This is a genomic window from Kribbella jiaozuonensis, from assembly GCF_005233875.1.
GTDB lineage: Bacteria > Actinomycetota > Actinomycetes > Propionibacteriales > Kribbellaceae > Kribbella > Kribbella jiaozuonensis.
Map to the genome: position 1 here is coordinate 590,423 of NZ_SZPZ01000004.1, position 24,181 is coordinate 614,603.

General features: G+C 67.9%; 20 protein-coding genes. 2 read left to right on the forward strand and 18 right to left on the reverse strand.

Annotated elements, in window-relative coordinates; all coding sequences use genetic code 11:
* Nucleotides 1-4 precede the first annotated feature (4 nt).
* From hpnE to hpnC, 3 genes are read right to left on the reverse strand one after another with little or no spacing between them, the layout of a single operon-like run.
* A complete protein-coding gene (hpnE, locus tag FDA38_RS28910) occupies nucleotides 5-1,351 on the reverse strand; it encodes a hydroxysqualene dehydroxylase HpnE (protein WP_137257279.1) in 1,347 nt (448 codons plus the stop codon).
* On the reverse strand, nucleotides 1,348-2,217 hold the full coding sequence (locus FDA38_RS28915; RefSeq protein ID WP_137257280.1) for a squalene/phytoene synthase family protein: 870 nt from the start codon (nucleotides 2,215-2,217) through the stop codon (nucleotides 1,348-1,350). Before FDA38_RS28915 ends, hpnE begins: the two co-directional genes overlap by 4 nt.
* On the reverse strand, nucleotides 2,214-3,059 hold the full coding sequence (gene hpnC, locus FDA38_RS28920; RefSeq protein WP_233714979.1) for a squalene synthase HpnC: 846 nt from the start codon (nucleotides 3,057-3,059) through the stop codon (nucleotides 2,214-2,216). Before hpnC ends, FDA38_RS28915 begins: the two co-directional genes overlap by 4 nt.
* A 118-nt stretch (nucleotides 3,060-3,177) precedes the next feature.
* Here hpnC and FDA38_RS28925 point away from each other — a divergent pair, with 118 nt between their 5' ends.
* The gene (locus FDA38_RS28925; protein WP_137257281.1) at nucleotides 3,178-4,368 is read left to right on the forward strand and encodes a PucR family transcriptional regulator; all 1,191 of its coding nucleotides are present in this window, start codon (nucleotides 3,178-3,180) and stop codon (nucleotides 4,366-4,368) included.
* On the opposite strand, the gene FDA38_RS28930 is transcribed toward FDA38_RS28925, so the two are convergent.
* The 3 genes from FDA38_RS28930 to FDA38_RS28940 form a co-directional block, all read right to left on the reverse strand.
* Nucleotides 4,324-5,592, reverse strand: a complete 1,269-nt coding sequence (locus FDA38_RS28930) for a wax ester/triacylglycerol synthase domain-containing protein (protein WP_137257282.1) — start codon at nucleotides 5,590-5,592, stop codon at nucleotides 4,324-4,326. The two genes, FDA38_RS28925 and FDA38_RS28930, sit on opposite strands and share 45 nt — an antisense overlap.
* A complete protein-coding gene (locus FDA38_RS28935; RefSeq protein ID WP_137257283.1) occupies nucleotides 5,589-6,359 on the reverse strand; it encodes an SDR family NAD(P)-dependent oxidoreductase in 771 nt (256 codons plus the stop codon). The genes FDA38_RS28930 and FDA38_RS28935 overlap by 4 nt, the downstream gene beginning before the upstream one ends.
* A 65-nt stretch (nucleotides 6,360-6,424) precedes the next feature.
* The gene (locus FDA38_RS28940) at nucleotides 6,425-6,688 is read right to left on the reverse strand and encodes a hypothetical protein (protein ID WP_137257284.1); all 264 of its coding nucleotides are present in this window, start codon (nucleotides 6,686-6,688) and stop codon (nucleotides 6,425-6,427) included.
* A gap of 226 nt (nucleotides 6,689-6,914) precedes the next feature.
* Between FDA38_RS28940 and FDA38_RS28945 the strand changes: the two genes are divergently transcribed.
* On the forward strand, nucleotides 6,915-7,691 hold the full coding sequence (locus FDA38_RS28945) for an NPP1 family protein (protein WP_137257285.1): 777 nt from the start codon (nucleotides 6,915-6,917) through the stop codon (nucleotides 7,689-7,691).
* A 19-nt stretch (nucleotides 7,692-7,710) separates the two neighbouring features.
* Here the strand turns inward: FDA38_RS28945 and FDA38_RS42730 are convergent, their stop codons facing one another.
* From FDA38_RS42730 to FDA38_RS29005, 12 genes are all read right to left on the reverse strand, one after another.
* The gene (locus FDA38_RS42730) at nucleotides 7,711-8,304 is read right to left on the reverse strand and encodes a TetR/AcrR family transcriptional regulator (protein WP_202877884.1); all 594 of its coding nucleotides are present in this window, start codon (nucleotides 8,302-8,304) and stop codon (nucleotides 7,711-7,713) included.
* Nucleotides 8,301-9,227, reverse strand: a complete 927-nt coding sequence (locus FDA38_RS28955) for a GTP-binding protein LepA (protein WP_202877885.1) — start codon at nucleotides 9,225-9,227, stop codon at nucleotides 8,301-8,303. The genes FDA38_RS42730 and FDA38_RS28955 overlap by 4 nt, the downstream gene beginning before the upstream one ends.
* A 159-nt stretch (nucleotides 9,228-9,386) precedes the next feature.
* Complete coding sequence (locus FDA38_RS28960) at nucleotides 9,387-11,885, reverse strand: X2-like carbohydrate binding domain-containing protein (protein WP_137257286.1); 2,499 nt, start codon at nucleotides 11,883-11,885, stop codon at nucleotides 9,387-9,389.
* Between the two features lie 90 nt (nucleotides 11,886-11,975).
* Complete coding sequence (locus FDA38_RS28965) at nucleotides 11,976-13,409, reverse strand: glucose-6-phosphate dehydrogenase (RefSeq protein ID WP_202877886.1); 1,434 nt, start codon at nucleotides 13,407-13,409, stop codon at nucleotides 11,976-11,978.
* A 66-nt stretch (nucleotides 13,410-13,475) separates the two neighbouring features.
* Nucleotides 13,476-14,738, reverse strand: a complete 1,263-nt coding sequence (locus FDA38_RS28970; protein WP_137257287.1) for a hypothetical protein — start codon at nucleotides 14,736-14,738, stop codon at nucleotides 13,476-13,478.
* 26 nt (nucleotides 14,739-14,764) lie between these two features.
* Nucleotides 14,765-16,792, reverse strand: coding sequence for a HelD family protein (locus FDA38_RS28975; RefSeq protein WP_137257288.1), 2,028 nt, complete (start codon nucleotides 16,790-16,792; stop codon nucleotides 14,765-14,767).
* Nucleotides 16,793-16,911: 119 nt separating this feature from the next.
* Nucleotides 16,912-17,289: an antitoxin YezG family protein gene (locus FDA38_RS28980; protein ID WP_137257289.1), complete on the reverse strand. Its 378-nt coding sequence runs from the start codon at nucleotides 17,287-17,289 to the stop codon at nucleotides 16,912-16,914.
* Complete coding sequence (locus FDA38_RS28985) at nucleotides 17,286-17,936, reverse strand: DNA/RNA non-specific endonuclease (protein ID WP_137257290.1); 651 nt, start codon at nucleotides 17,934-17,936, stop codon at nucleotides 17,286-17,288. Before FDA38_RS28985 ends, FDA38_RS28980 begins: the two co-directional genes overlap by 4 nt.
* A gap of 27 nt (nucleotides 17,937-17,963) precedes the next feature.
* Entirely contained in the window at nucleotides 17,964-20,585 is a 2,622-nt protein-coding gene (locus FDA38_RS28990) for an alkaline phosphatase family protein (RefSeq protein WP_233714980.1), read from the reverse strand.
* A gap of 144 nt (nucleotides 20,586-20,729) precedes the next feature.
* A complete protein-coding gene (locus tag FDA38_RS28995; protein ID WP_137257292.1) occupies nucleotides 20,730-22,076 on the reverse strand; it encodes an ABC transporter permease in 1,347 nt (448 codons plus the stop codon).
* The gene (locus FDA38_RS29000; protein WP_137257293.1) at nucleotides 22,076-23,014 is read right to left on the reverse strand and encodes an ABC transporter ATP-binding protein; all 939 of its coding nucleotides are present in this window, start codon (nucleotides 23,012-23,014) and stop codon (nucleotides 22,076-22,078) included. The genes FDA38_RS28995 and FDA38_RS29000 overlap by 1 nt, the downstream gene beginning before the upstream one ends.
* Before the next feature lie 100 nt (nucleotides 23,015-23,114).
* The gene (locus tag FDA38_RS29005; protein WP_137257294.1) at nucleotides 23,115-24,131 is read right to left on the reverse strand and encodes a ferritin-like domain-containing protein; all 1,017 of its coding nucleotides are present in this window, start codon (nucleotides 24,129-24,131) and stop codon (nucleotides 23,115-23,117) included.
* Nucleotides 24,132-24,181: the final 50 nt, after the last annotated feature.

The window sequence follows — 24,181 nt, forward strand, 5'->3', positions numbered from 1 at the left end:
GCCGTCACGAGACCACATCCTCAACTGACGGCGATGCCGCCGGCGAGGTGCCGAGGACGGAGGCGGCGGCGGCTTCACCGCTGCGGACGGCGCCTTCCATGGTGGCGGGCCAGCCGGTGGCGGTCCAGGCGCCGGCCAGGTGCAGGCCGGGGCGGGTGGTGGTCGCGTCGGGGCGGAAACGGCCGGTGCCTGGGGCCGGCCGGAAGGTGGCATGTCGCTCTCGGGTCACGAAGAACTCCTTCACACGCGCGTCGGCGGCCGCGGGGAGCAGCCGCCGGAGGGCAGGCACCAGTACGTCGCGCAGTTCGGCAACCGGGGTGTCGATCAGCTCATCGGCCGCCGACAACGAGACGGCGAGGTACTGCTCGGCCGAATTGCTTCCACTCTGGACGGTCCGGTCGAAGACCCACTGGAGTGGACTGTCGACGCCGGCAACGAACGGATCGTCGAGCACCACGCGGTCGAACACCACGTGTGCGTTGACGATCGGAGAGCTGCCGAGTGCCTCCGCCCACCCGGCCGGCAGGTCCACCGCGTCGTCCGGCAGCAGGCTCGCGGCCTCCACCGGCGGCACCGCCAGTACGACGTCGTCGTACCTCTCCCCTTCGATCGCCCACGCACCGTCCACCGCATCCAGAGCCCGGACCCGTGCCCGCAACCGCACCGCGACACCTGCAGCAACCAGTGCACGAGCAGCCGCGTCACCGTGCAACTGCTGCAACGGCACCAACGACCAACCGATATCCGCAGCATCACTCCTCTCCAGCAAACCGACTTGGAACACCGTCGCCGCAACAGCGAGCGACGCGTCGTCAGCACGCGCATTCAGCGTCGCAATGCCGATCAGCTCCCACAGCGCCTCGATCGTCCGCGCGTCCTGCCCATGCGCCGCCAGCCAACCGCCGAACGACTGCGCATCCGTCTCCGCAGCGGTCCGATCAACCCGCCCCATCGCCAAGGCGCCCCGCACGGCAGCGACCCGCTCGGCCACACTCAGCCAGCGGTACGTCGCCAGCGCCGGCCCGAGATGCAGCGGCGCCGGCATCCCGTTGCGCCGGATCCGCCCGACGCCACCACGCTTTCCACTCCGCACCGGTACGTCGAGCCGCGGCTGCAGGTGTACCTGATCCCGCACTCCGAGCCGATCGAGCAGCCCGAGGTACGACGTACAGCAGCGAAGAAATACGTGCTGGCCGTTGTCGATCCAGCGCCCGTCCCGCTCGAACGAATGGGTCAGACCGCCCAGCTTCGGCCGTCCCTCCAACAGCACCACTTCACACCCAGCATCGGCCAACTGCAGCGCTGCGGTGATCCCCGCCAGACCACCTCCGACGACGGCGACCCTTCTCATGAGCGGGCTCCCGCCAGCGAGGCGAGCGCGACCTGTGCCTTCTCCCCCGCCGACAACGACAACCGCTGGTTGTACACGAGCACAGGGTTCGCGCCGATGCGGCGGAGTAGGTGGTGGTAGATGCCCGACATCGCGCGGCAGGACGCACCGCTGCGCCAGTCGAGGTACGGGAGCAGGCGCCAGCCGAGCGAGTACCAGTCCTGCGCACGGCCCGCGGCGTACCGGATGTAGCCGGCCAACCGGCCTTGTGGATCGTCGAGGTTGCCGTGCTCATCGAGTTCGATCCGGACGCCGAAGCGTTCCAGTTCGTCGGCCGGTAGATAGACCCGGTCGTTGGTCAGGTCCTCGCGGATATCGCGGAGGATGTTGGTCTGCTGGAGGGCAATGCCGAGCTGGTCGGCGTACAGGGCGAGGGTCTCGAGATCGGACGAGCCGGTCGGGCCGAAGATCGACAGGCACAGCCGGCCGACCGAACCAGCGACCCGCCGGCAGTACACGACCAGCTCGTCGAAGTCGCCGATGCGTACGTCGGTCAGGTCGGTCTCGACACCCGCGACCAGCTCCTCGAAGGCACCAAGCGGCACCGGGTATCGGCGCGCTGCGTCCGCGACCGCGACGTACACAGGCTCGTGGATATCGCCCAGCCGGCCAAGATCCTTGCGTACTGCGGCAAGCGCGGTGCGCTTCTCCTCCAACGGAAGGTCGCCGTCGCCGATGTCGTCGATCCGCCGCGCCAACGCGTACAGCGCCGACAAGGCGTTGCGCTTCGGCGGCGGCAGCAGCCGGATGCCGTAGTAGAAGTTGCGCGCCTCGGTGCGCGTGATGTCCAGGCAGGCTGTGTACGCTTCCTCGACCGTCGCCGTCACCGCGCGACCGCCTTGACCATCAACCGCACAGTGTCCACCTTCGTCGGCGTCGCCTGATGAGCAAGCACATCGCCACCGGTACGACGCAACGCCCGCATTGTCGCCTGACCGCCGGCCACGAACCCGGCCACAGATATCCGGGCCCAGCCGTGCAACCGGCCAACGATCGCTGCACCTTCGTCGAGCATCTTCGCGGCCCTCGCAGTCTCGAAAATCATCAACTCGCGCAGTTGCTGTGTCGCCCGGCGCTGATCGAGATCGGTCTCGGCCACGCCGTACGTCGTGAGGTCGGCCTGCGGCAGGTAGATCCGCCCGGCCCGGCGATCCTCGGCGACGTCCTGCCAGTGCTCGATGAGCTGCAACGCCGTACACACCAGGTCCGACAGGCGTTCGGTCTCGGGATCGTTGACGTCGAAGACGCCGAGCACCATTCGGCCGACCGGATCGGCGGAGAGCCGGCAGTAGCCGATCAGGTCCTCGAAGGTCTGGTACCGCGTGACCGTCTGGTCCTGCAAGTTGGCCTGGATCAGGCGGTGGAAGGGATCGGCCGATAGATCGTGCTGCCGGACGATCGGGCGCAGTCGGCGCAGTACCGGATGGTCCGGCTCTTCGTCGGCCCAGATGCGGTCGAGGTCGACCGTGAACGCACGCAGGGCCGCCGTACGGTCGCCGGTGTAACTGTCGCCGAGCTCGTCGACGGTGCGCGCGTAGCCGTAGACAGCGTGCAGCGACTCCCGGTGCGCGGCGGGCAGGAGCTTCAGTGCGACAGGAAAGTTCTCGGTGTGTTCCTTTCTGCCCAGTTCACGGTCGGAAGCGGCATTCTGCACTCCGTCTGGATGCACAGTTCCATGATGGGAAGCGGTTTCGTGCCAACTCTGCCCCGTTGACGAACATTCGACGAGACAGAATTTGTCACAGGATTACAGTTGGCCCCGATGGGTTCCCCTAGAGGAGTCTTCAATGACCATCGCAACCTTCGACCGTGCTCGGCTCGAGGACGCTTTGCTCGACGGACTGCCTGCCCTGGTGGCCGAGGTGCGGGACCGGCTGGCCGAGCACTGGCCGGACTACGCCGCCTTCCTCGACACCGACCGGGACGCGGTAGTCAAGCCTGCCGAGCTGTTCGTGCATCGGCTGCTGGACATGTCGATCGCCAACCTGATCAACCCGGAGCAGACCACGCTCGACCGCGGCGACGAGACGGTACGGCGGGTGTTCGAGGAGATCGGCCGACGCCAACTGCAGGAGGGCAACGATCTCACCCGATTGCTGACAGCTTTTCAGCTCGGCGCCCGCGTCGCCTGGCGGCATGTCGCCGCCACCGCGCTGCGGCTGGATTTCGCCCCGGACAACCTCGCCGCCTTGGCCGACTCGGTATTTGTGTTCGTCAACCAACTGTCTTTCTCCGCGGCCAACGGCTATTTGCAGGAGCAGATCGAGGACGCGATGGCGCGCGAACGACGCCGCGAGGATCTCGCCAACCTGCTGCTCTCCGGCCGTGCCGGCACCGAAGCGATCCGGACCGCCGCACAGCAGGCCGCGTGGCGGATCCCCGAGACCGCCGCGGTGGTCATCTACAGCGACGGCGACCAGGAGCCGGCCGGTGCACTGGTCGCCCGGCTCGAGCCCGGTGCACTACCCATTCGCCGCAACGCGGTCGTGGTCGGCGCGATCATTCCGGAACCGTCCGGTCCGGGTCGCCGGCTGCAGTTGAGCCGCGAGCTCGCCGGAATGGGTGCGGTGGTTGGCAATTCGGTCGCGCTGGCCCAACTCCCCCGCAGCCTGGAGATCGCCCGGATCGCAGTCCGGCTGCGGAACACCGGCGTACTGACCGACGACCCGGTCTTCGCCGACGAGCATCTCGACGCGCTGATCGTGTGGCGGGACGAGGCGCTGGTCGCCGCGTTGCGCGAGGAGATGCTCGCGCCGCTCGCCGGTGAGACCGAGGCAGCCCGCGAGCGGCTCGCGGAAACCCTGGCCAGCTGGCTGAAGCATTTCGGCGACCGGCAGGCGATCGCGCACGAGCTGAGCATCCACCCCCAGACCGTCCGATACCGCATGGCGCGACTCAGGGCCTTGTACGGCGATCGCCTGGACGACCCCGAATCACGCGCTCGCCTGTTCCTCGCCCTCGAGTGGCCCGGTCCTTAGCCGGACCAACGCCTGGTTGAGGCGAGCGGCCAGGGCCGGACCGTCGATCAGCTGTGGATCAGTCGCGAGACCGATCCCGAGGATGCCTGTCCAGCTCAGCGCACCCACGGCGAGCGGCGTACCCGGCACCAGCGGAAGGATCGGATACACCCGATCGTGGGGCACACCAGCGAACGACATCTGTTCGGTCGTGCCGGGCATGTTCGAGACCACCGCGTGCAGGAATCGTTGCCCGTACACCGTTGGCGCGAACCACCGCGCGAACGGCTCCGGCACGATCCGCAGTCCGGTCGCCAGCACGAACCGCGAGGCCAGCGCCCGCGTCGGCCGCTGCAGCCGCTTCGTCCGCGCTGACACCTCGGTCAGCAACTCGTCGAACGGACGCCCGTCCACCGGCACCTCGACCATGATCGCGGCCGTCGCATTGCCCTCGGCCGCGCTGTCAGGCCTCCGGACCATCGTGGTCACCGAGAAGCGCAGGTACCCGTTCACCGCCTGCGCGAGCCCGGGCGCGACGGCGTACACGCTGTCGGCGAGCAGGGCAATCAAGAGATCGGTGACGCGTACGCCGCGAGCCGACGCGGCCCGGCGTACGACGTCGAGCTCGATCGCTGCGGTGTCGAATTCGCGGCGGAGGGAGCTGGGTGGCAGCTTGGCCGCCGTACCGTCCGTTGCGAGTTGGGCGAGACCGATGGTGGTGGCGACGGCGCGCGTCAGCCGGCCCGGAGCGGCGCCGGACGGCAGCTCGATCTTGGTCGGGGGCTCGAAGAGGCTGAAGGCCTGCAGGACAGTTCCGATGCCGTCAGCAATCGAATGGTGGACCAGGACGACCAGGCCGTCGGCGCCACCAGGGCCGATGTCGCGGACGATCGCGATCCGCCACATCGGGCGGTCCCTCGGCATCGGCTGCTCGGCCAGGTCGGCGACGTACCGCAGCAGGCCGGAGTACCCGTCGGTGGACTGGTGCTCGACGACGTGCCAGTCCAGGTCGACCTCGTCGGCCTCGACCCAGCGCGGCCGGCGCCAGCGCGACGACTTGCCGAGTCGCTGATGCATCCGCGGCAACTGCGCGAACCCGTCCGCGACCAGCTTGCGGACCTCGTCGATCGTCGGCCGCTGGTCGGAGGGTTCGAGGACGACGACGCCGCCGACGTGCTGCGGGGCGCCGGTCCGCTCGATATGCAGGAAGAACGCGTCGGCCGACGGTACGACGATGCCTTTCACCGTGGCATCACCCGTTCGCCGAAGCGGGCCGAGAGCCGCCGGTACAGCCCCGGAGCGAGCGCGCGTACGGCGGGTGCGACGCGAAGCCAGCCGGGGATCCAGATCTCGGCTCGGTCGTTGGCGATGCCATCGACCAGCGCCTGCGCGACGGTGGTGGCGGGCAGCGGACGCGGGCGCTTGCGGTCGTACGGCCGGCCGCGAGCGCTGAAGAAACCGGTGTCGACGACGCCCGGGATGGTCAGGCTCACGGATACACCACTACCACGAATCTCCAGCCGGAGGCTCTCGGCGAAGACGTCGAGGGCGGCTTTCGTGGCGGCGTACACGGCCTCACCGGCGACCGCCGTACGGCCGGCGATCGAGCCGACCAGCGCGACGTGCCCGCTCCCCCGCTCGACCATTGACGGAAGCAAGCACCTGACCAACTGCAGCGGCGCCAGCAGATCGAGCGCGACCAACTGGTCGATCTCCTCGGCCCGCATCTCCACGAACGGCCCCGACCACCCGAGCCCGGCATTCGCGACGAGGATGTCGATCCGCCCATGCACAGCCAGCGCAGCGTCCGCTACCTCAGCAGCCGTCTCCGCAGCCGCAAGATCCCCCAGGACCGGCACGCCGCCGACCCGCGCGGCGACCGCGGCAGTCCGCTCCGCGTCGCGTCCGTGCACCACCACCTGAGCGCCCGATACTGCGAGCCGCTCCGCCACCGCGGCGCCGATCCCCGCCGACGCACCGGTGACGAGTGCAACCTTTCCGTCCAGCCGCATCGCACCTCCCTGTGCTCAGCATGATGCCAAGAGCAACCAGGTGTGCGAGGGGCGGCGTCGACGGATCAGGCTCGGACGGCCAGTGCGGTGAGCAGGGCGGACACGATCCCGCCGTACAGGACGAGCAGGGCAATGAACGGGAGCACGCTGCCGACAGGTGCTCGGCTCCGGATGCTCTTGGTCTCGAAGTAGTTCAGGCTCGGACCCCAGCCGAACGGCGACAGTGGTGGCTCGCCGTTGGCACTCCCTGGCAGCCCGTGACCGCCGTAGGTCGGGATGGATCCGTCTGGCAACGCAGGCGGCGGCGCCGCCTTCTCCTCAAAAGGCACGGTGTTCCTCCCCAGGAACCACCTGCCGTCGCTCCTCAGCATCCCCAGCCGGCAAGGTGTCAGACCCCACTCTGCACTACCAATACGAGACCTGGCATGCCACCAATTCCGGGTGTTCACAGACCGTCAACCTGTAGGCACGTGACGTATATACGCCCGTGCATAACGGCTGGCATCCTCGTGCCGTTCCTTTCCGCCCTGAACTAAGTTCTGAAGGAGCATTTCGATGAAAGTGTCCGCCCGCCGCACGCTCGGCGTGGTCCTCGGAACCGCCGCCCTGATCGTCACCTCGGCCGCCGTCGCGTTCGCCGCGCCGCCGCCGAGCCTCCCGCAGAACGCCGACGGCTACGAGCAGTCGTTCTCGCCGGCCTACGACTACGACGGCGACGGGTGCTACGCCACCCCCGCCATCGGAGCCGACGGCACGCTCAACCCCGGCCTCAACCCGACCGGCGCCGTGAACGGCAACTGCCGCGACCAGTCCGACCTCGACAACTCACAGACCTACTCGCGCGAGAAGTGCAACAACGGCTGGTGCGCGGTCGTGTACGCCAGCTACTTCGAGAAGGACCAGGCGTTGCCCGGCAGCAGCCTCGGCGGCCACCGGCACGACTGGGAGCACGTGATCTCCTGGATCAACCAGGCGTCGAACCAGGTCGAGTACGTGACCACGACGCAGCACTCGAGCCAGGTCACCTACGCCCGCTCGCAGGTCCGGTTCGACGGATCGCACCCGAAGGTCGTCTACCACAAGGACGGCGCGAGCACGCACTTCTTCCGCCTGGCCAACAGCAACGACGAGCCGCCGGAGAACCACTACCACAACTGGCGGTACCCGCCGCTGGTCGGCTGGAACGGCTACCCGAGCACATCGCTGCGCGACATCCTGATGAACGCCGACTTCGGCTCGGCCACGATCAAGATCACCGACAAGGACGACCGGTTCCGCAACCTGCTGAACGCATCCAAGCCGTCCGGGATCCCGTTCGACCCCTGGGCCTGACTATCTGAAAGGGGCGCGCTCAGTCCTGCTGGGCGCGCCCGCCAGGGGTGGTCAGCGAATCCGCGACCAGATCGATCATCGCCTCGTGCCGCTCGGCCGCCGTGTCAGCCTGACCGAGCGCGACCGTGTCCAGGAAGACCCGGCTGACCACGAGCTCGGCCGCCGCCTGCACCCGGTCCGGCTCCGCGACCACATCATCGGCCCCGGCCAGTACGTCGGCCACGGTCTCGGTCGCCTCGGCGAACAGCTCCGCCGCCCGCTCCGCGATCTCCGGATGCCCCTGCGCCTCCCGGAACACGATGGTCCGGGCAGCCCGGTCGTGCTCCAACTCCTCCGCCATCGTCGCCACGACCGCCCGCAACCGCAGCCGTACGGAGCGGCCCTGCGCGACGGACCGCAGTACCTCGCTCGGCGTCGGGCGTTCCTGCACGATCGCGAGCAGCAGGTCGAGCTTGGTCGCGAAGTGGTAGAACACCAGGCCGGACGGTACGCCGGCCTCGTGCGCGATCCGGGCCGTCGACGTCGCGTCGTACCCGTGCTCGGCGAACAGCCGCTCGGCAGTCTCGACGATGACCTGCCGTTTGGTGTGACGCGCGTGCGCGGATGCCGTCATGATTCGGCGGGCCAGGCCTCACCCTTTCGCTCGGCGCCGAGCTCGGCGGCTCGCCGCAGGGACTTGAAGACGTAGTCCGGCACCCGGAGTCCGCGCCGGTTCTCGAACATCAGCTCGTACTCCGCGCGGCCGACCTTGCGCGCGTAGTCGCGCAGCTCGCCCTCGCCGCCCTTGCTGATCTCCAGCGCTTCCATCACGTCACCGAACTCGGCCCGCTGCCGCTTGTTGTAAGCACCCACGACATCGAACGTACGCTTCCGCAACGCGCGCGTCAGCCACCGCTGCCAGCCGGAGAGTTGTCCCCAGAGTTCCTGCGCGGCCATCTGGTAGTAGGCGAAGTGCCCCGGCTCCTGCCGCTTGATCGGCGCGACCACGGTCGCGGCGATCGCTCGCTCGCCGAGCTCGAGCAGTCCGGCGTGAAGCTTGTTGTAGGCAAGCACCGCGGAGCGCTCGGTCGCCAGCCCGGTCAGGTAGTAGAGCATCCGGCTGATGTCCTGTACGCCGGGCATCTTGCCGAGCGCACCGAGCAGCTTGAGCTTGAAGTCGACGTCGGTCAGGTTCGGCTCGTGCGCCTCGATCCCGGCCAGCTCCTGCATCTGGTCCAGGATCAGTCCGTGCCGCGTCTCCTGCGGCATCCAGACGTCCGCGTAGAACCGCCGGTCGACCTCGGGCGGGTCCGGCAGCAGGATGTTCAGCTCCAGTACGTTCCGCTCGACCTCGAGCTCGACCCGGGTCATGTAGGCCAGCACCGACCCGAAGCGCTCGGCCAGCAGCCGCGGACGCTTCATCGTGTAGTCCACGCTCTCGAGCGGAATCGGCGGGTGTTCCTCGCCGAGACGCTCGACGTGGTCGGCCAGCTTGGAGTCTTCCCGGCGCTTGCGGCTTCGCCGGCGCGGGACGGTGGTGATATCGCTCAACGACATAAGGCGGCACCTCGCTCGTTCGACAGGGATGCCAGCTCGATCCCCCACAGGTAAGCCTAACAAAGTAACTGACTGATCAGTCAGTCAGAAGCTGTGACGCCAGCAACACGACAGCGGGCGGCGGTCCAAGAGGACCACCGCCCGCTGCTGCGGGTAAAGCTATTTAGCGATCGTGTAGCTGATTGTGTCGTTGCGCAGCACGTCGCCATCGACCTTCACAATGCGCAGCGTGTGCGGCCCGTTCTTCAGGCCGGTCGCGTTGAACACCTGCTGGTTGGTCTGACGGACATCACCGTGCAGGTTCACCCGGCGTACCAGCTTGCCGTCGACGAAGACGTCGGCGTTCCCCTGGTCCGGAGCGAGCTCCGTGCTCCACGCGACACCCGTGCCGGTGAAGGCGAAGTTGACCGCCGCGCCGTTCGCCGTCGTGGCGTGGATGTCGTCGCGGTAGTCACCCCGGAACCTGAAGTCCAGCGGAACTGTGCCCGCCGCCAGCTTCGCCAGGTACGCCGCCTTGATCGTCACCACGTTCCCGGCGACCGTGTAGTCGGTCCCCTTGACCAGATCCACACCGGCCTTCGAGATGCCGGCGAGCTCGCCCGGATCGCGACCGAGCTGCACGCTGACGTCGGCCGGAGAACCCTTGTCGAACGTCGCCGAGTCCGGGTTCAGCAGGCTCTCCTGCCGGATGTTCAGCTTGTCGAGCAGCATGAACTGACCGGACTTCTTCACCGCGCGGATCGTGTGCGAACCGTTCGGCAGATCGGAGACGCTGTAGACGACCTGTTGCGGTTTGTTGTGTCCCTGCGACGGATCCAGGTACGTGCTCACCGTCTGCTTGAACTGACCGTCAATGTAGATGTCGACGTCACCCTGTCCGGGGTCGGTCTCCGTCACGTAGTCGACGCCGGTGCCGACGAAGCTGTACGAGAACGAGTCGCCGTCGGTCTCGGACCACGCCACGTCGTCCTTGTAGTCACCGAGACCACGACCCGTGCTCTGGTGCCATGTGCCGGTGTAGACGATCTGCGAGTCGTCGTTGTTGACCTCTTGCGTCCGCGAACCGACGTCCGCGGTCTTCGCCTGCGACGAGTCGGTGACCGTGACGGTCAGCGGCTCGGACACCGAAGGTACTTCGTAGTTGTTGTTGCGCTGCCACGCGCCGTCGTACCCGACCCGCAGGTCGTCGTCGTTGACGCGGATCGTGGAACCCTTCTGCGGCGTGACCTTCAGCAGCTGCACGCCGTGGATCGGGATGTCCTTACCGGTGAAGCCGTTCGCGAACTGACCCAGGTCCTTGCGCGCCCACAGGTCGCGGACCTTCGCCGGACCGGTCAGGCCGAGGTCGGACCAGTTGACCGTCATGTCGGAGTCGGTCTGGCCGAGGTTGAACAGGGCAACGGTGTAGCTGCTGTCCGGGTTCAGCGAGTACCAGACCTGCTTGTTGGTCTTCATCGACACCGGCTGCGCCGGGCGGCCGGCCTGGTTGACCGCAATCACTTCAGGATTCGTCAGCAGGCTCAGCCCGTAGTCGTCCAGTCGGGTCATGTCGTTGCCGACGTACATCGGCGCCGCCGAGACCGCCCACAAGGTTGCCGCTGTACGGCGTTCGTCCTTCGTGAGACCGTCCATCTGCCCGTTGCCGACGTCGAGCGAGTCGAGATCGTTCCAGCCGCCCGGTCCTGCGTAGCGCCACCAGTCCGCCAGCTTCGGGAACAACCGGTTGATGTTCTGCCACTGCGTCAGCGCGACGCCCGGGCAGTAGCACTCGACGTCCCACTCGATCCGCCACCCGTTCGCGTACTGCTTCCAGGTATTGGCATAGTTGATGTCGAGAGCCCAGGACAGCTCGAGCCAGATCTTGTGCTTGGCCAGCGCCGCGGACCACGCCTTCACGTCACCCCGGGCGTCGAGCGACAGGTCGCTGATCCCCGAGCCTGGCGTGACGCTGTCGAACTTCAGGAAGTCCAGGCCCCAGGAGCCGAACAGGTCGGCGATCGAGTCGATGTACTTCTGCGCGCAGGGCTTGGAGAAGTCGATCTTGTAGCCGATACCCCAGTAGTCCGCCTTCTGCAGCGGCTGCACCGGCAGGTCACCGGTCTTGCACTCGGGAGCGCCGTACACCGGCAGGTTGGCGTCGATGACCTCCTTGCCGATGCCGGGGATCGCGTACAGGCCGACCTTCTGGCCGTTGGCGTGGATGTGGTCGATCACCGCCTGCAGCCCGTTCGGATAGAGCTTCTTGCTCGGCACCGGCCGGCCGTAACCATCGATCCCGTCGTTCCAGCCGGCGTCGATGTTGATGTTCTTGTACCCGTACGGCTGGAGCTTCTTGTGCATCGCGTCGGACTGCTTGATCAACTGGTCCGCCGAGATCCAGTTCCCGGCGCCGTCGTACACCTGCATGCTGTAGCTGCTCCACCCCATGTACGGGTGCAGAGCGATATCGCCGGCCGGGCCGCCGGACTGGACGGTGGTGGTCGCGACCGCCGGAGCCTGGACGGCCTGCTGCGGGGCAGCCGTCTTGGGCGCGACCGGGGGCGTGCTCTCGGGTGCTGCTGCGGACGTTGTAGCCGTCAAACCTGCCGGTAGCAGTACGGCGGCGACGAGACCGGTAAGCACGGTCCGCACCCTCCTGCTCCGAACGGATCTGGTCATGGCGGTGACCTCTCTGAGAGAACCGAATCGGATAGGATATTGGTTCTATTTACTTAACCGTGTCAAGATTCTGTGCGATATCGGCTCGGATTACTTCCAGGTCGCCGGTCCGGCCGAGCCCGCGTCGTACTCGTCGAGAGGTACTTCGCCGGCGCGCCACGCGGCGAGAACAGGCTCGACGATCTCCCAGCACCGTTCGGCCACGTCACCGCGCACCGAGAGGAGTGGGTCGCCACGGAGGATGCCGCTGAGCACCTCGCCGTACGGCAGGACCGAGGACGACGGCAGCGTCGCGTCGAGGAAGACCTGGCCCATCGTGTACGGGCCGTCGACGCCGAGCGCCGGGACGGACAGGGACAGCTCGCCCGGGTTCAGGCCGATGCGAAGCGTCTCGCCGTCGCGCGCGCCGTTCAGCCCGGAGGGCAGGTGGCGCAGCGGCTTGAACTTGACCACGATCTCCTTGCGCGCGACCCCGAGCGCCTTGCCCGACCGCAGCGTGAACGGCACACCGGCCCAGCGGTTCGTGTCGACCTCGACCGTGACCTCGGCCAGCGTCTCGGTCCCCCGCTCCGCGTCGACGCCCGCTTCATCGGCGTACGACGGAACCACGCGATCGTCAGCGATCCCCGCGGCGTACCGCGCACGCCGGCCCGCCTCGATCGCGGAGCCACGGTAGAGGTGGGTACTGCGGAGCGCACGCGCCATCTCGCTGCGGACCTCGACTGCGTCCATCGTCGCCGGGGCGTCCATCGCGAGCAGCGCGAGGACGAGCAGCAGGTGGCTCTGGATCATGTCCACCAGCGCGCCCGCGTTGTCGTAGTACTGCGCCCGTCCCTCGAGGCCGAGCGTCTCGTCGTACACGATCTCGATGCTCTCGATGTGCTCGGCGTTCCAGACCGGCTCGAACAGGCGGTTGGCGAAGCGCAGGCCGATCAGGTTCAGGACCGCGGTGCGACCGAGGAAGTGGTCGACGCGGTGCACGTTCTCCTCGGGCACGAGCGAACCGACGAGCTGGTTGAGCGCGGCCGCGGACTCGGCGTCGGTCCCGAACGGCTTCTCGAAGGCGAGCTCGGTCCCTTCCGGCAGCTCGAGCTCGCGGAGCTTCTCCACGATCGCGGTCGTCACGGCCGGCGGCAGGGAGAAGTACAGGACGGGGGCGGGCCCGGCAAGCTCCAGGAGCGCGCGCAGGTGCTCGACATCGGTCGGGTCACCGGCGACGTACTCCGTCGTCGCCAGCGTGTCCGCCGCGACCTGGCCGATCTCGCCGTGCGACTCGAACGCGGACCGGACCCGGCCCGTCCATTCGTCGGGGGCGAGCGGTGACCGGCCGGTCCCGATGATCCGCACGCTGGTCGCGCGCGGTCCGGCGAGCAGACTGCCCAGACCCGGCAGCAGCAACCGCGAGCTCAGATCGCCGCTGGCGCCGAAGATGACCAGGGTTCGTTGGCCGGTATGTTGACCTGCACCCGCCGAGGATCGCTCGACCGGTAGCAGGGCCGCATGCGTAGTGATGATGCCTCCCAAGACTCGTGGCTCATCCGTGGAGCCACACCCAAAGACGCAACCGCGCCGAGGGTAATCGCATTCCCGCTAGGAAACGCGCTCTATCTCAGGGGCTGGGTACGGAGAATCCGGGAGACCGAGGTTCCGCCAGACGAAGCGCGGGACCCGGGCCAGGAAGCCGCGGAGGAACTGCGAGCTGTGCGCGATCGCGGGCTGGCTGTGCTCGCCGGGTGAGAACCAGGCCCACTCCTCCTCGATCCGGAACGAGGCCGGCGGGTTCGCCATCAGGTACTCCATCTGGCGCGGGTGGATCACGTCGTACGCAAACTTCGTGTCCTGCGCGTGTACGGCGAACTGCCGGTTGAATGCCTCGCTCTCGAAGCTGATGCCGCCGCCGAACCCCTTGCGCCCGACCTGCAGGCGCGGCATCCGGATCGGCAGCTGGAAACCGAGGATCGGCTCGCTGTGGTTCTCGGTCACCGTCCGGGTCTGCGTGCGGCCCTCGGAGTCGGTGTACGACTCGGTGCGGGTCGTCTTCCAGTGGTGCGTGAACGCGACGAACGGCGGCCCGTCGCCGTCCCGGCCGCGGATGACCTCGCTGGTGATGTGATCGTGACCGCTGCGCGTGACCGGAGTGAACTCCAGCAAGCTGTCGTCGACACCGATCCACCACCAATCGGGGTGGTGGTAGAACGTCAGTCGCGGCTGGGGCTCCGGCTGGATCCAGCGGTCGAGTGGCGCCGCGTCGATCGCCGCCGCGACGGCACCGAGCTGCTCCAGCCAGGCGGCGAGCAGGTCGGGTTTCTGCCGCGGCGGGTTCAGCACCACGAGCTGGTCGCTGTCGATGCTCGCGTTCAGCCCCGGCAGACCCGCGGCCATCGCGCCCAGCTGCGAACACACCTGTGGATTCATCACCTCCGCGGCGAAGTCCGGCTCGAGCGCACCGACCTGCCACCCCGGACCGAGCTGCGGCGGAGCAGGTACGGCGTGCGCGAGGACGCCGTACCGCGGCCGGGTGTCGCCGCCGGTGATCCACAGCTCGGGGAGCCGGCGCGACAACGTCACCATGCCGACCCAGCCCGACCAGTGCGACGTGCTGTACTCGATCACCTGGAACGGCCGGCCGGCTGCGGTCAGGCCGGTGATCTGGTCGTCGGGCTTGCGAACGAAACCGAGCCCGAACGGCGGATTGTTCAGTCGGGCGACGGCCTCGAACGTCGGGCTGTTGACGAAGTTCCAGCCACGCTGCCGGAGCGAGTCGATGTACCGCTGCCGGCGTACGAGCGCGACGATGCCCCAGGTGAGTCCAGCCGCGAACAGCACGATCACGACCACCACGAAGAGCTTCATCGCGCCACGATAGCTGTGGGAGGGGATCAGCCCAGGGCGCCCGGCAGCGGCTCGGCGTGGACGATCTGGAGGCGGCTGACGGCGCGGGTGAGGACGACGTACAGGCGGTGCAGGCCGCGGGCTTCGGCGGCGACGATGTGGGCGGGCTCGGCGACGATGACCGCGTCGAACTCGAGGCCCTTCGCGAGCGTGGCCGGAACGCAGACGAGCCGGACCGTGTCGATCTCGTCCTCGGTCTCGCCGATCAGTGCGACCTCGAGGCCCGCGGCGGCGATCGCATCCCTGAGCGCGGCCACCTGATCGTCCGCGGCGATGAGGGCGACCGAACCTTCGCCTGCCAGCGCGGCCTTGCAGGCGGCGATGACCTCGTCCGCGAGCGTCGACCGGCTGGCCGAGACGACACTCAACGCGTCGGCGACCGTGCGGACCCCGGTCGGCGTACGCAGCGTCGGGGCGATCTCGGGCAGCAGCTTCGCGGCGAAGTTGATGATCTGCTCCGGCACGCGGAACCCACGGTCGAGCTCGGCGACCACACCGTCGCTCTTACCGAGATGACCGAGCACCTGGTCCCACGGTCCCGCCGCCCAGGCGGTCGTTGCCTGCGCGAGATCGCCGAGCACCGTGGCCGAACCGGTCCGGCAGCGCCGGCCGAGCGCCCGCAGCTGCATCGCGGACAGGTCCTGCGCCTCGTCGAGGACGAGATGACCGAGCGATCCGGTGCGCCGCTCGATCAGGTCCTCGAGCTCGTCGAGCAGGACGGTGTCGGCGAACGACCACTTCGCCGACTTCCACGAGCGCGCCGGCTTGTCCCACAACAGCGCCGTACGCTCCTCGTCGGTCAGCGCGGGGGCAGCCTGGGCGAGGAAGTCCGCGTTCGAGAAGAGGCGGTGCAGGACCTGCTCGGGTGCGACGCGAGGCCAGACCGAGTCGAGCACATCCTTCACCGGCTTCGAGCGCGCAACGGCGTTCTGCACTCGATCGTCAGGCGACTCGGCCCGCTCCTCCATCCGGACCAGTACGACGTGCGCGATCCGCTGCGCGAGTGCGTTCCGGCCGGGCGCGTACCGGGTCGACTCGCGCAGGTCCGAGACGATGTCGACGACCTCGTAGTCGTGCACCCGGTAGCGCCGGGATCCCTTGCTGTAAAGGACTCCCTCGGTCGGCGTACCGACGTACGACCACAGCGCACGCCGCAGTACGTCGGCCATCCGGGCATCGCCCTTCAGCCGCTCGGGCTCGGCGTCGTCGATCGCCGCGGTCGGCCGGGTGAGCAGCTCGTCGATGGTGATCTGCCGTACGTCGACCTCGCCGAGCGCCGGCAGGACCTTGCGGATGTACGACAGGAACGAGCGGTTCGGGCCGACGATCACAACGCCGCCGCGGCCGAGCCGTTCGCGCTCGGTGTAGAGCAGGTACGCGACCCGGTGCAAACCGACCGCCGTCTTGCCGGTGCCGGGCGCGCCCTGGACGCAGACGCTCGGATGCAGCGGCGCGCGGACCAGGTCGTCCTGCTCCGGCTGGATCGTGGCGACGATGTCGCGCATCGGACCGGTGCGCGGCCGCTCGATCTCGGCCCGCAGGAAGGCATCCGCCTGGTCAATCTCGGCCACGGCTGTCAGCGACTCGTCCTCGAAGCCGGTCAGGTCGGCGTGGTCCGAGAACCCGTAGCGACGGCGCATCAGCACCCGCTGCCGGTCGCTCTGGGTCGCGCGGTAGAACGGCACCGACAGCGGTGCACGCCAGTCGATCACCAGCGGTACGCCGCTGCCGTCGTGCACATGCCGGCGGCCGATGTAGATCTGGTCGAGGTCGGGGATGGTGCCGTGCTCGTAGTCGAGCCGGCCGAAGAACAGCGGTACGTCGGGCAGGTCGAGGAGTGCGTGGGTGCGCATCTCCTTGGCCCGCTGGTTGGCCTCGTTGGTGAAGCGTTCGTCGTTGTCCTCGCCGCCGATGATCTGGACGTCGCGGTCGACGACCTCGGCGTACATGCGGTGGAGAGCGAGCTGGGCAGTGGTCAGGAAGGCGCGTTCGGCCTCGAGTTCGGCTGCGGCCATGCGAGAGAGCCTCGAATCGTGAGCTGGGTCCCGCCCCGGAGCAGATCCATCCGGTTCGATTCGATCCCGAAAAGACAGGCTGGCGACGTTACCAGCGGCCGAGGTCGCCTGCCACCGAATTAACGCCGCATCCAGCCCGGTACGTCGTCACGGGGAAACTCGGCCAGGTCGGCCGCGTAGATACCTTCGTCGACAGGAATCGACCAGGCCGGCTGATGGTCGTAGTCGAAGTCCGTCGAGAAATGCCCGTCGGCGGTCACACTGATCGTCGCCGTCAGCCAGGTGCCCTTGCCGGGCTGGTACATCGACCGCCGCAACTCCTCGAAGTCGTCCTCGAGTCCTTCGGGCAGCGGATCCAGCTGGGCCGAGTCCACGGTCGCGTCCAGTTCGGCGTACGACGTCGTGCCGCGGTACACCGCGGTCACCTCACGCCATCCGGCCGGCAGCTCCGCGACCAGGGCTCGTGCGATCGTGTCGATCACGCTGATCTCGGTCATCGATCTCCCCGGGCCGTGGGTTTGGTCTCCCTGAAGATACGCCGGGGTGATCGTTTGCCCTCATGGTGGTCGATCACCGTCCGGCTGGACGGGCGGCGCGACGTACCGTTCGGGTGCTTCAGGTCGATCGCCGCGTGCACCTGGATCCCCGACGCACGCAGCGCCTGCCAGCTCTCCTCCATCCGGCGCCAGTTCTCGCTGCCCTTGACGGCGCGGTTCTGCGAACGCGACTGCGCGGTCAGGTTGATCGACTCCCCCGGTCCCTCGAACTTCGTCGCGAACACATGGCCGCCGTCGTCGGTCGGCTGCCGGTCCGCCTCGCCCGCCTCGAGTTGGGCGTCCAGGTTGCGGCGGTCGGCGTTCTCGTCCTTCGGCAGCCAGCCGAGCCAGCCTTCCGCGTGGACGACCCGGCCGACGTCGTCGGTCACGTACAGATAGCGTTCGTCGACCAGGTACACCGCGGACGGCTGCGGGTCCATCAGCCGCGGGTTCCACAGCTCCGCGCGACCCGAGTCTTCCTTGTACAGCGGCCGATCCGCGTACTTCGCCGGCACCACCGGCACGTCGTCCGGGCCGTAACCGACGGCGCGGACGTCGGCCGGATGAGCAGGTTGCTCGATCCGGGCCGACGCCCGCGCATCAGTCATGGGGAGTTTCTACCCCATCAAGGTGTCTCAGCCGTCACTTTCGCTGGCCGGGATCACCGCACCCGGTACGTCGTTCGGCGCGACGATCTTGGTCTCGCCGGGGTACGGCGTGGACCAGTTGTGCGCCTCGTACCAGTCGAAGTGGTTCATCTGGGACGGGTTCGCGAAGTCGGCCTTCGCGTTCGGACCGGTGGTGCGCTGCTGGTCCTTCCACGCCGACCAGGTCGCCGCCATCGACTGCATCCCGGCCGGGACCGTTGCCGTCGGCACCGGTGCCACGTTCGGGTTCTGCGCCGCCGGAACGTCGGCGCCACAGGTCGGCAGCGGGTTCACGCCGCCGGTCAGCGAGGTCCGGTTCGGGACCGCGGTGAACGGTGCGTTGTTCGGCTTGTTGGTGAACGCGCCGAACATCGGGGTGGCGGCGGTGTCCTTCTGGTTCATCGGGTGGATCCCGAGGATCTGCTCGATGGTCCGCATCATCGTGATCTGCGTGTAGTAGTGGCTGTCCGTGACGCCGTGCTGCGCGTACGGGCTGATGATCTGGATCGGCGCCCGGTGCCCGTCGACGTGGTCGAGACCGGCCTGCGAGTCGTCCTCGACGATGAAGATCGCCGAGTCCTTCCAGTACTTGCTGTGGGTGATCGCGTCAACGGTCCGGCCGACGGCCAGGTCGTTGTCGGCCACCTGCGCCGGGCCGTTCGCGGTCCCGCCGGTGTGGTCGTTGGAGTACCAGAACATGTTCAGGTTGGCCGGACCGTTCTTCTTGAAGTCCTTCTCCCAGACCTGTTCCTTGTAGATGTCCGGCACCGTGGTGTCGAACTGCGGGAAGCCCTGGACGGCGACCTTGTTCAGCGACGGGATCGCCGAGCCGACCTGGATCGGGTACTTGGTGTCGGCACCGGTCTGCATCTGCTTGGTGTCGCAGTACAGGTTCTGCCAGCTCGCGCCGGCCGGCTTCTGCTCGATCGACAGGAACTCACCGAAGTCCTTGACGGTCTTGCCGGCCGCCTGCGCGCCGGTCCAGATGAAGCCGCTCTTCTGGTGGCCGAGGGCATCGTTCTCGGTGTCGTAGCTGCGCAGGTACTCACCGGCCGAGGACTCGGTGTACTCCGGGTTGTCGGCCTGCATCAGCCAGTTGTGACCCTCGGCGGAGTTCGTGCCGACGTCGTAGGTGTTGTCGTACAGCCCGAACTGCTTGGCCAGCGCGTGCTGGTTCGGCGTCACGTTCTCGCCGTACTGCGCGAGCGCCGGGTCGCCGTTGCCCTCCGGGATGTCGCCGTACACCTGGTCGTAGGTGCGGTTCTCCTTGACCAGCAGGAAGACGTGCTTGATCGTCGACGGGTCGCCGAGCTTGGCCGGAACCGCGACCGGCTTGCGGTGGCCCTTGTCGGTCGCGAGCTGCGCCGAACCCTTCGTCCAGCCGTTCTGCTCGAAGACCTGACCGGTGTACTGCTTCTGGATGGCGTGGTCGTCGGGCAGCCGGAACTTGGTCAGGCTCGACGTGGTGTCGTGCGTGCCGCGACCGGCGGCGGTGGTGGTACGGCGGGCGTCGATGCCGCGGGTGTTCGACACCACGATGTCCTTGCCGACCTGGGCGAGCTCGGCCGGGAAGTAGTCGGTCGGGAGCAGGCCGACGTAGCTGACCGGCTCCAGCGCGTTCTTGAACTTGTACACCGCGACCGCGTTGGCGCGGCCGAGCGACACCAGCAGGTGACCGTCATCGGTCAGCGTGATGCCGTTCGGCTCGTAGCCGACCGAGGCCTCCGGCCACGGCTGGGTGGCGATGGTCTGGGTGACCTTGCCCCAGCGGGTGTTGATCACCGAGACGGTGTTGCTGGAGGTGTTCGCGACGAACACGTTGCCGTTCTTGGCGTACACCGCGGTCGGGTGCAGACCCACCGGGATGCTGGCCACCGCGGCCGCCGGGTTCTTCAGATCGATCACGCTGACCGTACCGGTCGTGGTGATCGAGTTCTGGTTCGCGACGACCGGCGTGCCGTACGAGTCGAGCGTCGTGTCGCCGGCCTTCGCGGTCCGGCCACCCTCGTTGCTCACGTACAGCTTGTCGCCGACCATGACCATGCCGCGCGGAGCGTTGCCGGTCGCCCAGCTCTGCTTGATCGCACCGGTCGCGGCGTCGATCGCGATGACGCGGTTCTGGCCGTTCACGGCGGAGTACACGGTGGAGCTGTCCGCCGAGAACACCGCCGCAGCCGCCAGCGAGTGCTTGGCGCCGTCGGCCGCGATCGGCACGAACGTCGGGTTCGCCAACGTGCCGTCCGAATTCACGGTGAACTTCCGGTAACCGTCGGTCTGCCCCAGCCAGACCTGCTTACCGTCCGGCGAGTACGTCGGACCTTCCTGGCCGATGTCGTTGCCGGGGATCTTGAGGTCGGCGGCGGCGTTGTTGCCGATGTACTGCTGGACCTTCCAGTTCTTCAGGTCGACGATCGCCAGCGCCATTCCGCCGTCGGTCACGCCTGCGGCCAGATGGGTGCCGTCCGGGCTCACCGTGGACGACATGATCTTGCCGTCCTGGAGCACGAGGCGGTCGCCGATCGGCTTGATGTACTGGTCGGACGAGATGACCTGGCCCTTGTCGGTGACCTGGCCGACCTGCTCGTGTCCGAAGCCGGTTGTCGAGGCCACAGCGGTGCCTGCGAGGGCCACTGCAACAGCCGTAGTGCCTGCTGTTACCAGTGGTACTCTGCGCCGGAGGCGGCTCGACGAGCCCTTTTCGTCACGCCTGCGGCGGCGTGTTACCTGCATGGGAGCTATCCCTTCGGGTTGGTCTTACTTGGCAGGTAGCAGTTCGATGTTGCCGTCGAACTGCCACAGTGGGTTCGGTTCGTCTCCCGACGGGGTCCGGACCAGGAAGAAGCCATTCACTTCTTTCGGTCCGTCCCCGTCGGACACGTACCGACCGAGTGGGTTGATGTCGAGCTGGTAGATCGCCGAGCCGGCGGCCTGCACCCCCGGGATGTGCCAGCTCACGACGCACCGCCAGTCGTTGCCGGGCCCCTGCGCGGCGACCTGGTCGCCGCCCTTGGTGCACTCGGCCGCGCTCTGCAGCTGCTCCTCGGTGACATCGGCCCGATTGAGCTGCTTGGTCTGCAGGCGGTAGAGATGGGCGAACTCGGTCGCGACGGCCTTCTGCACCTTGTCCTGGTCGATGCCCGAACCGAAGCCGCTCACCGGAGCGATGACCGCGGTGCTGACGACGAGCAGTCCGACGAGGGGCAGTAGGCCGGCCGTCACCGCCAGCCGGCCGGAGCCGTCGTGGGTCGGGTTGGTGAAGTCACGCCGTACGAAGAGGAAGTACGCCAGGCCGGTCGCGACGATCGCCCAGACCAGGCTGACCGCGACTCCGATCAGCAAGGGTCCGAGCTGGGCCGGGCTGGTGAAGAGGCCGTTCCAGCTGATGAAGGCGTAGCCGGGAAGAGCGAGGCGGAAGGCGACCGGGACCGGGAGCTGCTGGACGATCTGCATCGCCAGGGCGACCACTGCCGGGAGTAGCAGACCCATCGGCGAGCGGCCGAGGGCGACCGAGCCGAGCAGGCCGATCGCGGCGAGGGCGAGGGTCGGTGCGAGTGCACACAGCCAGGCGAGGAGGACCGCCCCGGCCGCGTGCCCCGGCGAGAGCATGTGCCCGTCGAGACCGATCAGCTCGCGGTTGCCGACCACCAGCAGGCCACTGGTCGTGCTGGACACGACCAGCCCGATCACCAGCAGGAGGATCACGGTCAGACTGGACAGTGCTTTCGAGACGAAGATGCGGCGCGGCGAACGGACCGCCACCAGCAGGTGTCGCCAGGTGCCGAGCCGGTCCTCGGACGCGAACACGTCACCGGCGATCAGCGACGTCAGCAGCGGCAGCGCCCACGATCCCGAGAAGCCGAGCAGGACAAGGGGCCCGGCCCATCCGGTCGCGTGCATCATCCGGCCGAACAGCGTGTCGACCGGGAGCGAGGCCTGCTGGCTGATGATGGCGACGAAGGCCGCCGGGGCCAGCCAGCACGCGATGATCAGAACGCGGACCCGCCACTGCGAGAGCAGCTTGACGAGCTCGAAGCGGTAGCCGCGGACTACTGAGACCTTGCGCGCGACAGGCGCGTCGACGGTGGCGGCGGTGGCCGTCATCAGTTGTTCTCCTGCTGCTCGGTGAGGGCCAGGAACGCGGCTTCGAGGGGCGAGACGACCGGCGCGAGTTCGCGTACGGCGATGTCGTCCTGGACGAGCTGCTTCACGAACTCGTCCAGCGCCGGGATCGTCGCGGAGATGACCAGCAACTCGACGCCGTCCTTGACGGTCTCGTCGTCGCGCAGCCGCACGCCGTTGGTCTGGCGGGCGAGCCGGCGCGCGGCTGCCGGGTTCGACGTGACGACGCGGTACTCGAGCTCGCTGTCCTCAGAGGCCAGCTTGCTGATCGGTCCGGAGAACGCGACCCGTCCGGTCGACAGGATCGTCACGTCGGAGCAGAGCTGCTCGACGTCGTCCATCCGGTGGCTGGAGAGCATGACCGCCGTGCCGTTCGCGGCCAGGCGGGTGAGTACGCCGTACACATGCTTCTTGCCGGCTGGGTCGAGGCCGTTGGAGGGCTCGTCGAGGATCAGCAGACGGGGCTTGGTGAGGAGGGCGGCGGCGAGACCGAGTCGTTGGCGCATGCCGAGCGAGAAGCCGCGGACGCGGTCGTCGGCCACATCGGTGAGGCCGACCTGGGCGATGACCTCGCCGATGTTCATCGTCTGCGTCTCGTCACCGCGGAGCGCGGCCAGCGCGGCGAGGTTCTGTTTGGCGGTCATCGACGGGTACAGGCCGGGACCGTCGACGAAGCCGGCGACCCCTTCCGGTACGGCGAGGGCTCGGCCGACCGGCGTACCGAGGATTTCGAGCGTGCCGCGGTCGGCGACGGCGAGACCGAGCAGCAGGCCGAGGAGTGTGGTCTTGCCGGCCCCGTTGGGTCCGACCACTCCATGGATCTGGCCTGGTGCGACGTCGAGGTCGACGCCGTCGAGCGCGACGACCTCACCGAAGTACTTGGTGATTCCGCGGGCACGGACAGCGGGCGGTGTGTCCATGGTTAATACATTAGAAAGCGATGTACGGTCAGGTGAAGACCGAAGGTAAACAAATGGCGAACTGAATGCAGATCTTGTTGCCGAACCTCTCAGCGGTCTCTCAGCGGCGGGCGTCCTGAGGCACGTACTGGAAGGTCGGGCCGGCCGTGGTGTGGTCGTCCTCGCTCAGCTGCATGAGTTTGAGGGCCTCGGCCTTGAGGGCGAACATCGCGCGGACGGAGTCGCGGATCAGCGTCGGCTCGCCGGTGAACGCCTGCTCCAGAAGGTACAGCAGCGTGCAGTAGGAGTCGTCGAACTCCTCCTGCGCGGCGCGGATCTGCGCGTTGTCGGACCGGTGCGGGTTCGGCTGCATCGGGGACACACCGGTCAGGTCCACCGCGACCGGCTCACCTGTCGGACCGGACGCGGGGGTGTCGCCGCGCTGGTAGCGCCTGCCGAGCTTCAGCTCCATGAACCGGAAGTAGTGCGCGACCTCGTCGCGGTCGGGGTGGAAGATGTCGTGGTCGCCGTCCCAGACCTCGCCGCGCGAGGTCCCCTCCCCCTGCTCGACGATCTCCTCCAGCGCGGCCAGCGCCGACTTGAGATCGGTGATGGGTTGCACGGTGCCGCCGGTGTGATGGAACGGTCCCGCCGTCACCTGACGTGCGAGGTCGCCGGAGAAGACCTTGTCCTCGCCGAGCGTCTCGCACAGGTACCGCAGACCTTCCTCGATCGCGTCGTAGAACTGCCCGATCGTCTCGTAGTGGTCGCTCTCCGCCGGTGATCCCGGCGCCTCGGGCTTCTCCAGCCGCAGGAACATCTCCAACGCATCCGGCCCGAACGGCAACAGCGACAGCTCGACCTGGCCGTGCGGCAACCGGCGCGGGTACCCCGGCAGCATGCCCGGGTAGTCCAGCCGCGGCTCACCACCGACGGCGTTCAACAGGTTCGACGCCAGCGAGAGGTGAATCATCTCCTCGACGAACACGCTGCTCACCAACTCGACCGCATCCGGGTTCCGCGCCGGGTCCAACGAGTACAAGGCACACAGGTACGGCGGAAGCGTCGCGTGCTCAAGCTCGATCGCCCACTGCAGGTGCTGCTGAAGACTGTCGATGGTCCCGATGTGCTGGTTCATACCCACAGAGACAGGACAGCGGCATCGCGTGTGACCGTCACAACCGACCT

Excerpts from the sequence above, each read along its gene's own strand:
- hpnE (WP_137257279.1), bottom strand. The coding sequence starts at position 1,351 with ATGAGAAGGGTCGCCGTCGTCGGAGGTGGTCTGGCGGGGATCACCGCA.
- FDA38_RS28925 (WP_137257281.1), top strand. The coding sequence starts at position 3,178 with ATGACCATCGCAACCTTCGACCGTGCTCGGCTCGAGGACGCTTTGCTC.
- FDA38_RS28935 (WP_137257283.1), bottom strand. The coding sequence starts at position 6,359 with ATGCGGCTGGACGGAAAGGTTGCACTCGTCACCGGTGCGTCGGCGGGG.
- FDA38_RS28945 (WP_137257285.1), top strand. The coding sequence starts at position 6,915 with ATGAAAGTGTCCGCCCGCCGCACGCTCGGCGTGGTCCTCGGAACCGCC.
- FDA38_RS42730 (WP_202877884.1), bottom strand. The coding sequence starts at position 8,304 with ATGACGGCATCCGCGCACGCGCGTCACACCAAACGGCAGGTCATCGTC.
- FDA38_RS28955 (WP_202877885.1), bottom strand. The coding sequence starts at position 9,227 with ATGTCGTTGAGCGATATCACCACCGTCCCGCGCCGGCGAAGCCGCAAG.
- FDA38_RS28960 (WP_137257286.1), bottom strand. The coding sequence starts at position 11,885 with ATGACCAGATCCGTTCGGAGCAGGAGGGTGCGGACCGTGCTTACCGGT.
- FDA38_RS28970 (WP_137257287.1), bottom strand. The coding sequence starts at position 14,738 with ATGAAGCTCTTCGTGGTGGTCGTGATCGTGCTGTTCGCGGCTGGACTC.
- FDA38_RS28975 (WP_137257288.1), bottom strand. The coding sequence starts at position 16,792 with ATGGCCGCAGCCGAACTCGAGGCCGAACGCGCCTTCCTGACCACTGCC.
- FDA38_RS28980 (WP_137257289.1), bottom strand. The coding sequence starts at position 17,289 with ATGACCGAGATCAGCGTGATCGACACGATCGCACGAGCCCTGGTCGCG.
- FDA38_RS28985 (WP_137257290.1), bottom strand. The coding sequence starts at position 17,936 with ATGACTGATGCGCGGGCGTCGGCCCGGATCGAGCAACCTGCTCATCCG.
- FDA38_RS28995 (WP_137257292.1), bottom strand. The coding sequence starts at position 22,076 with ATGACGGCCACCGCCGCCACCGTCGACGCGCCTGTCGCGCGCAAGGTC.
- FDA38_RS29000 (WP_137257293.1), bottom strand. The coding sequence starts at position 23,014 with ATGGACACACCGCCCGCTGTCCGTGCCCGCGGAATCACCAAGTACTTC.
- FDA38_RS29005 (WP_137257294.1), bottom strand. The coding sequence starts at position 24,131 with ATGAACCAGCACATCGGGACCATCGACAGTCTTCAGCAGCACCTGCAG.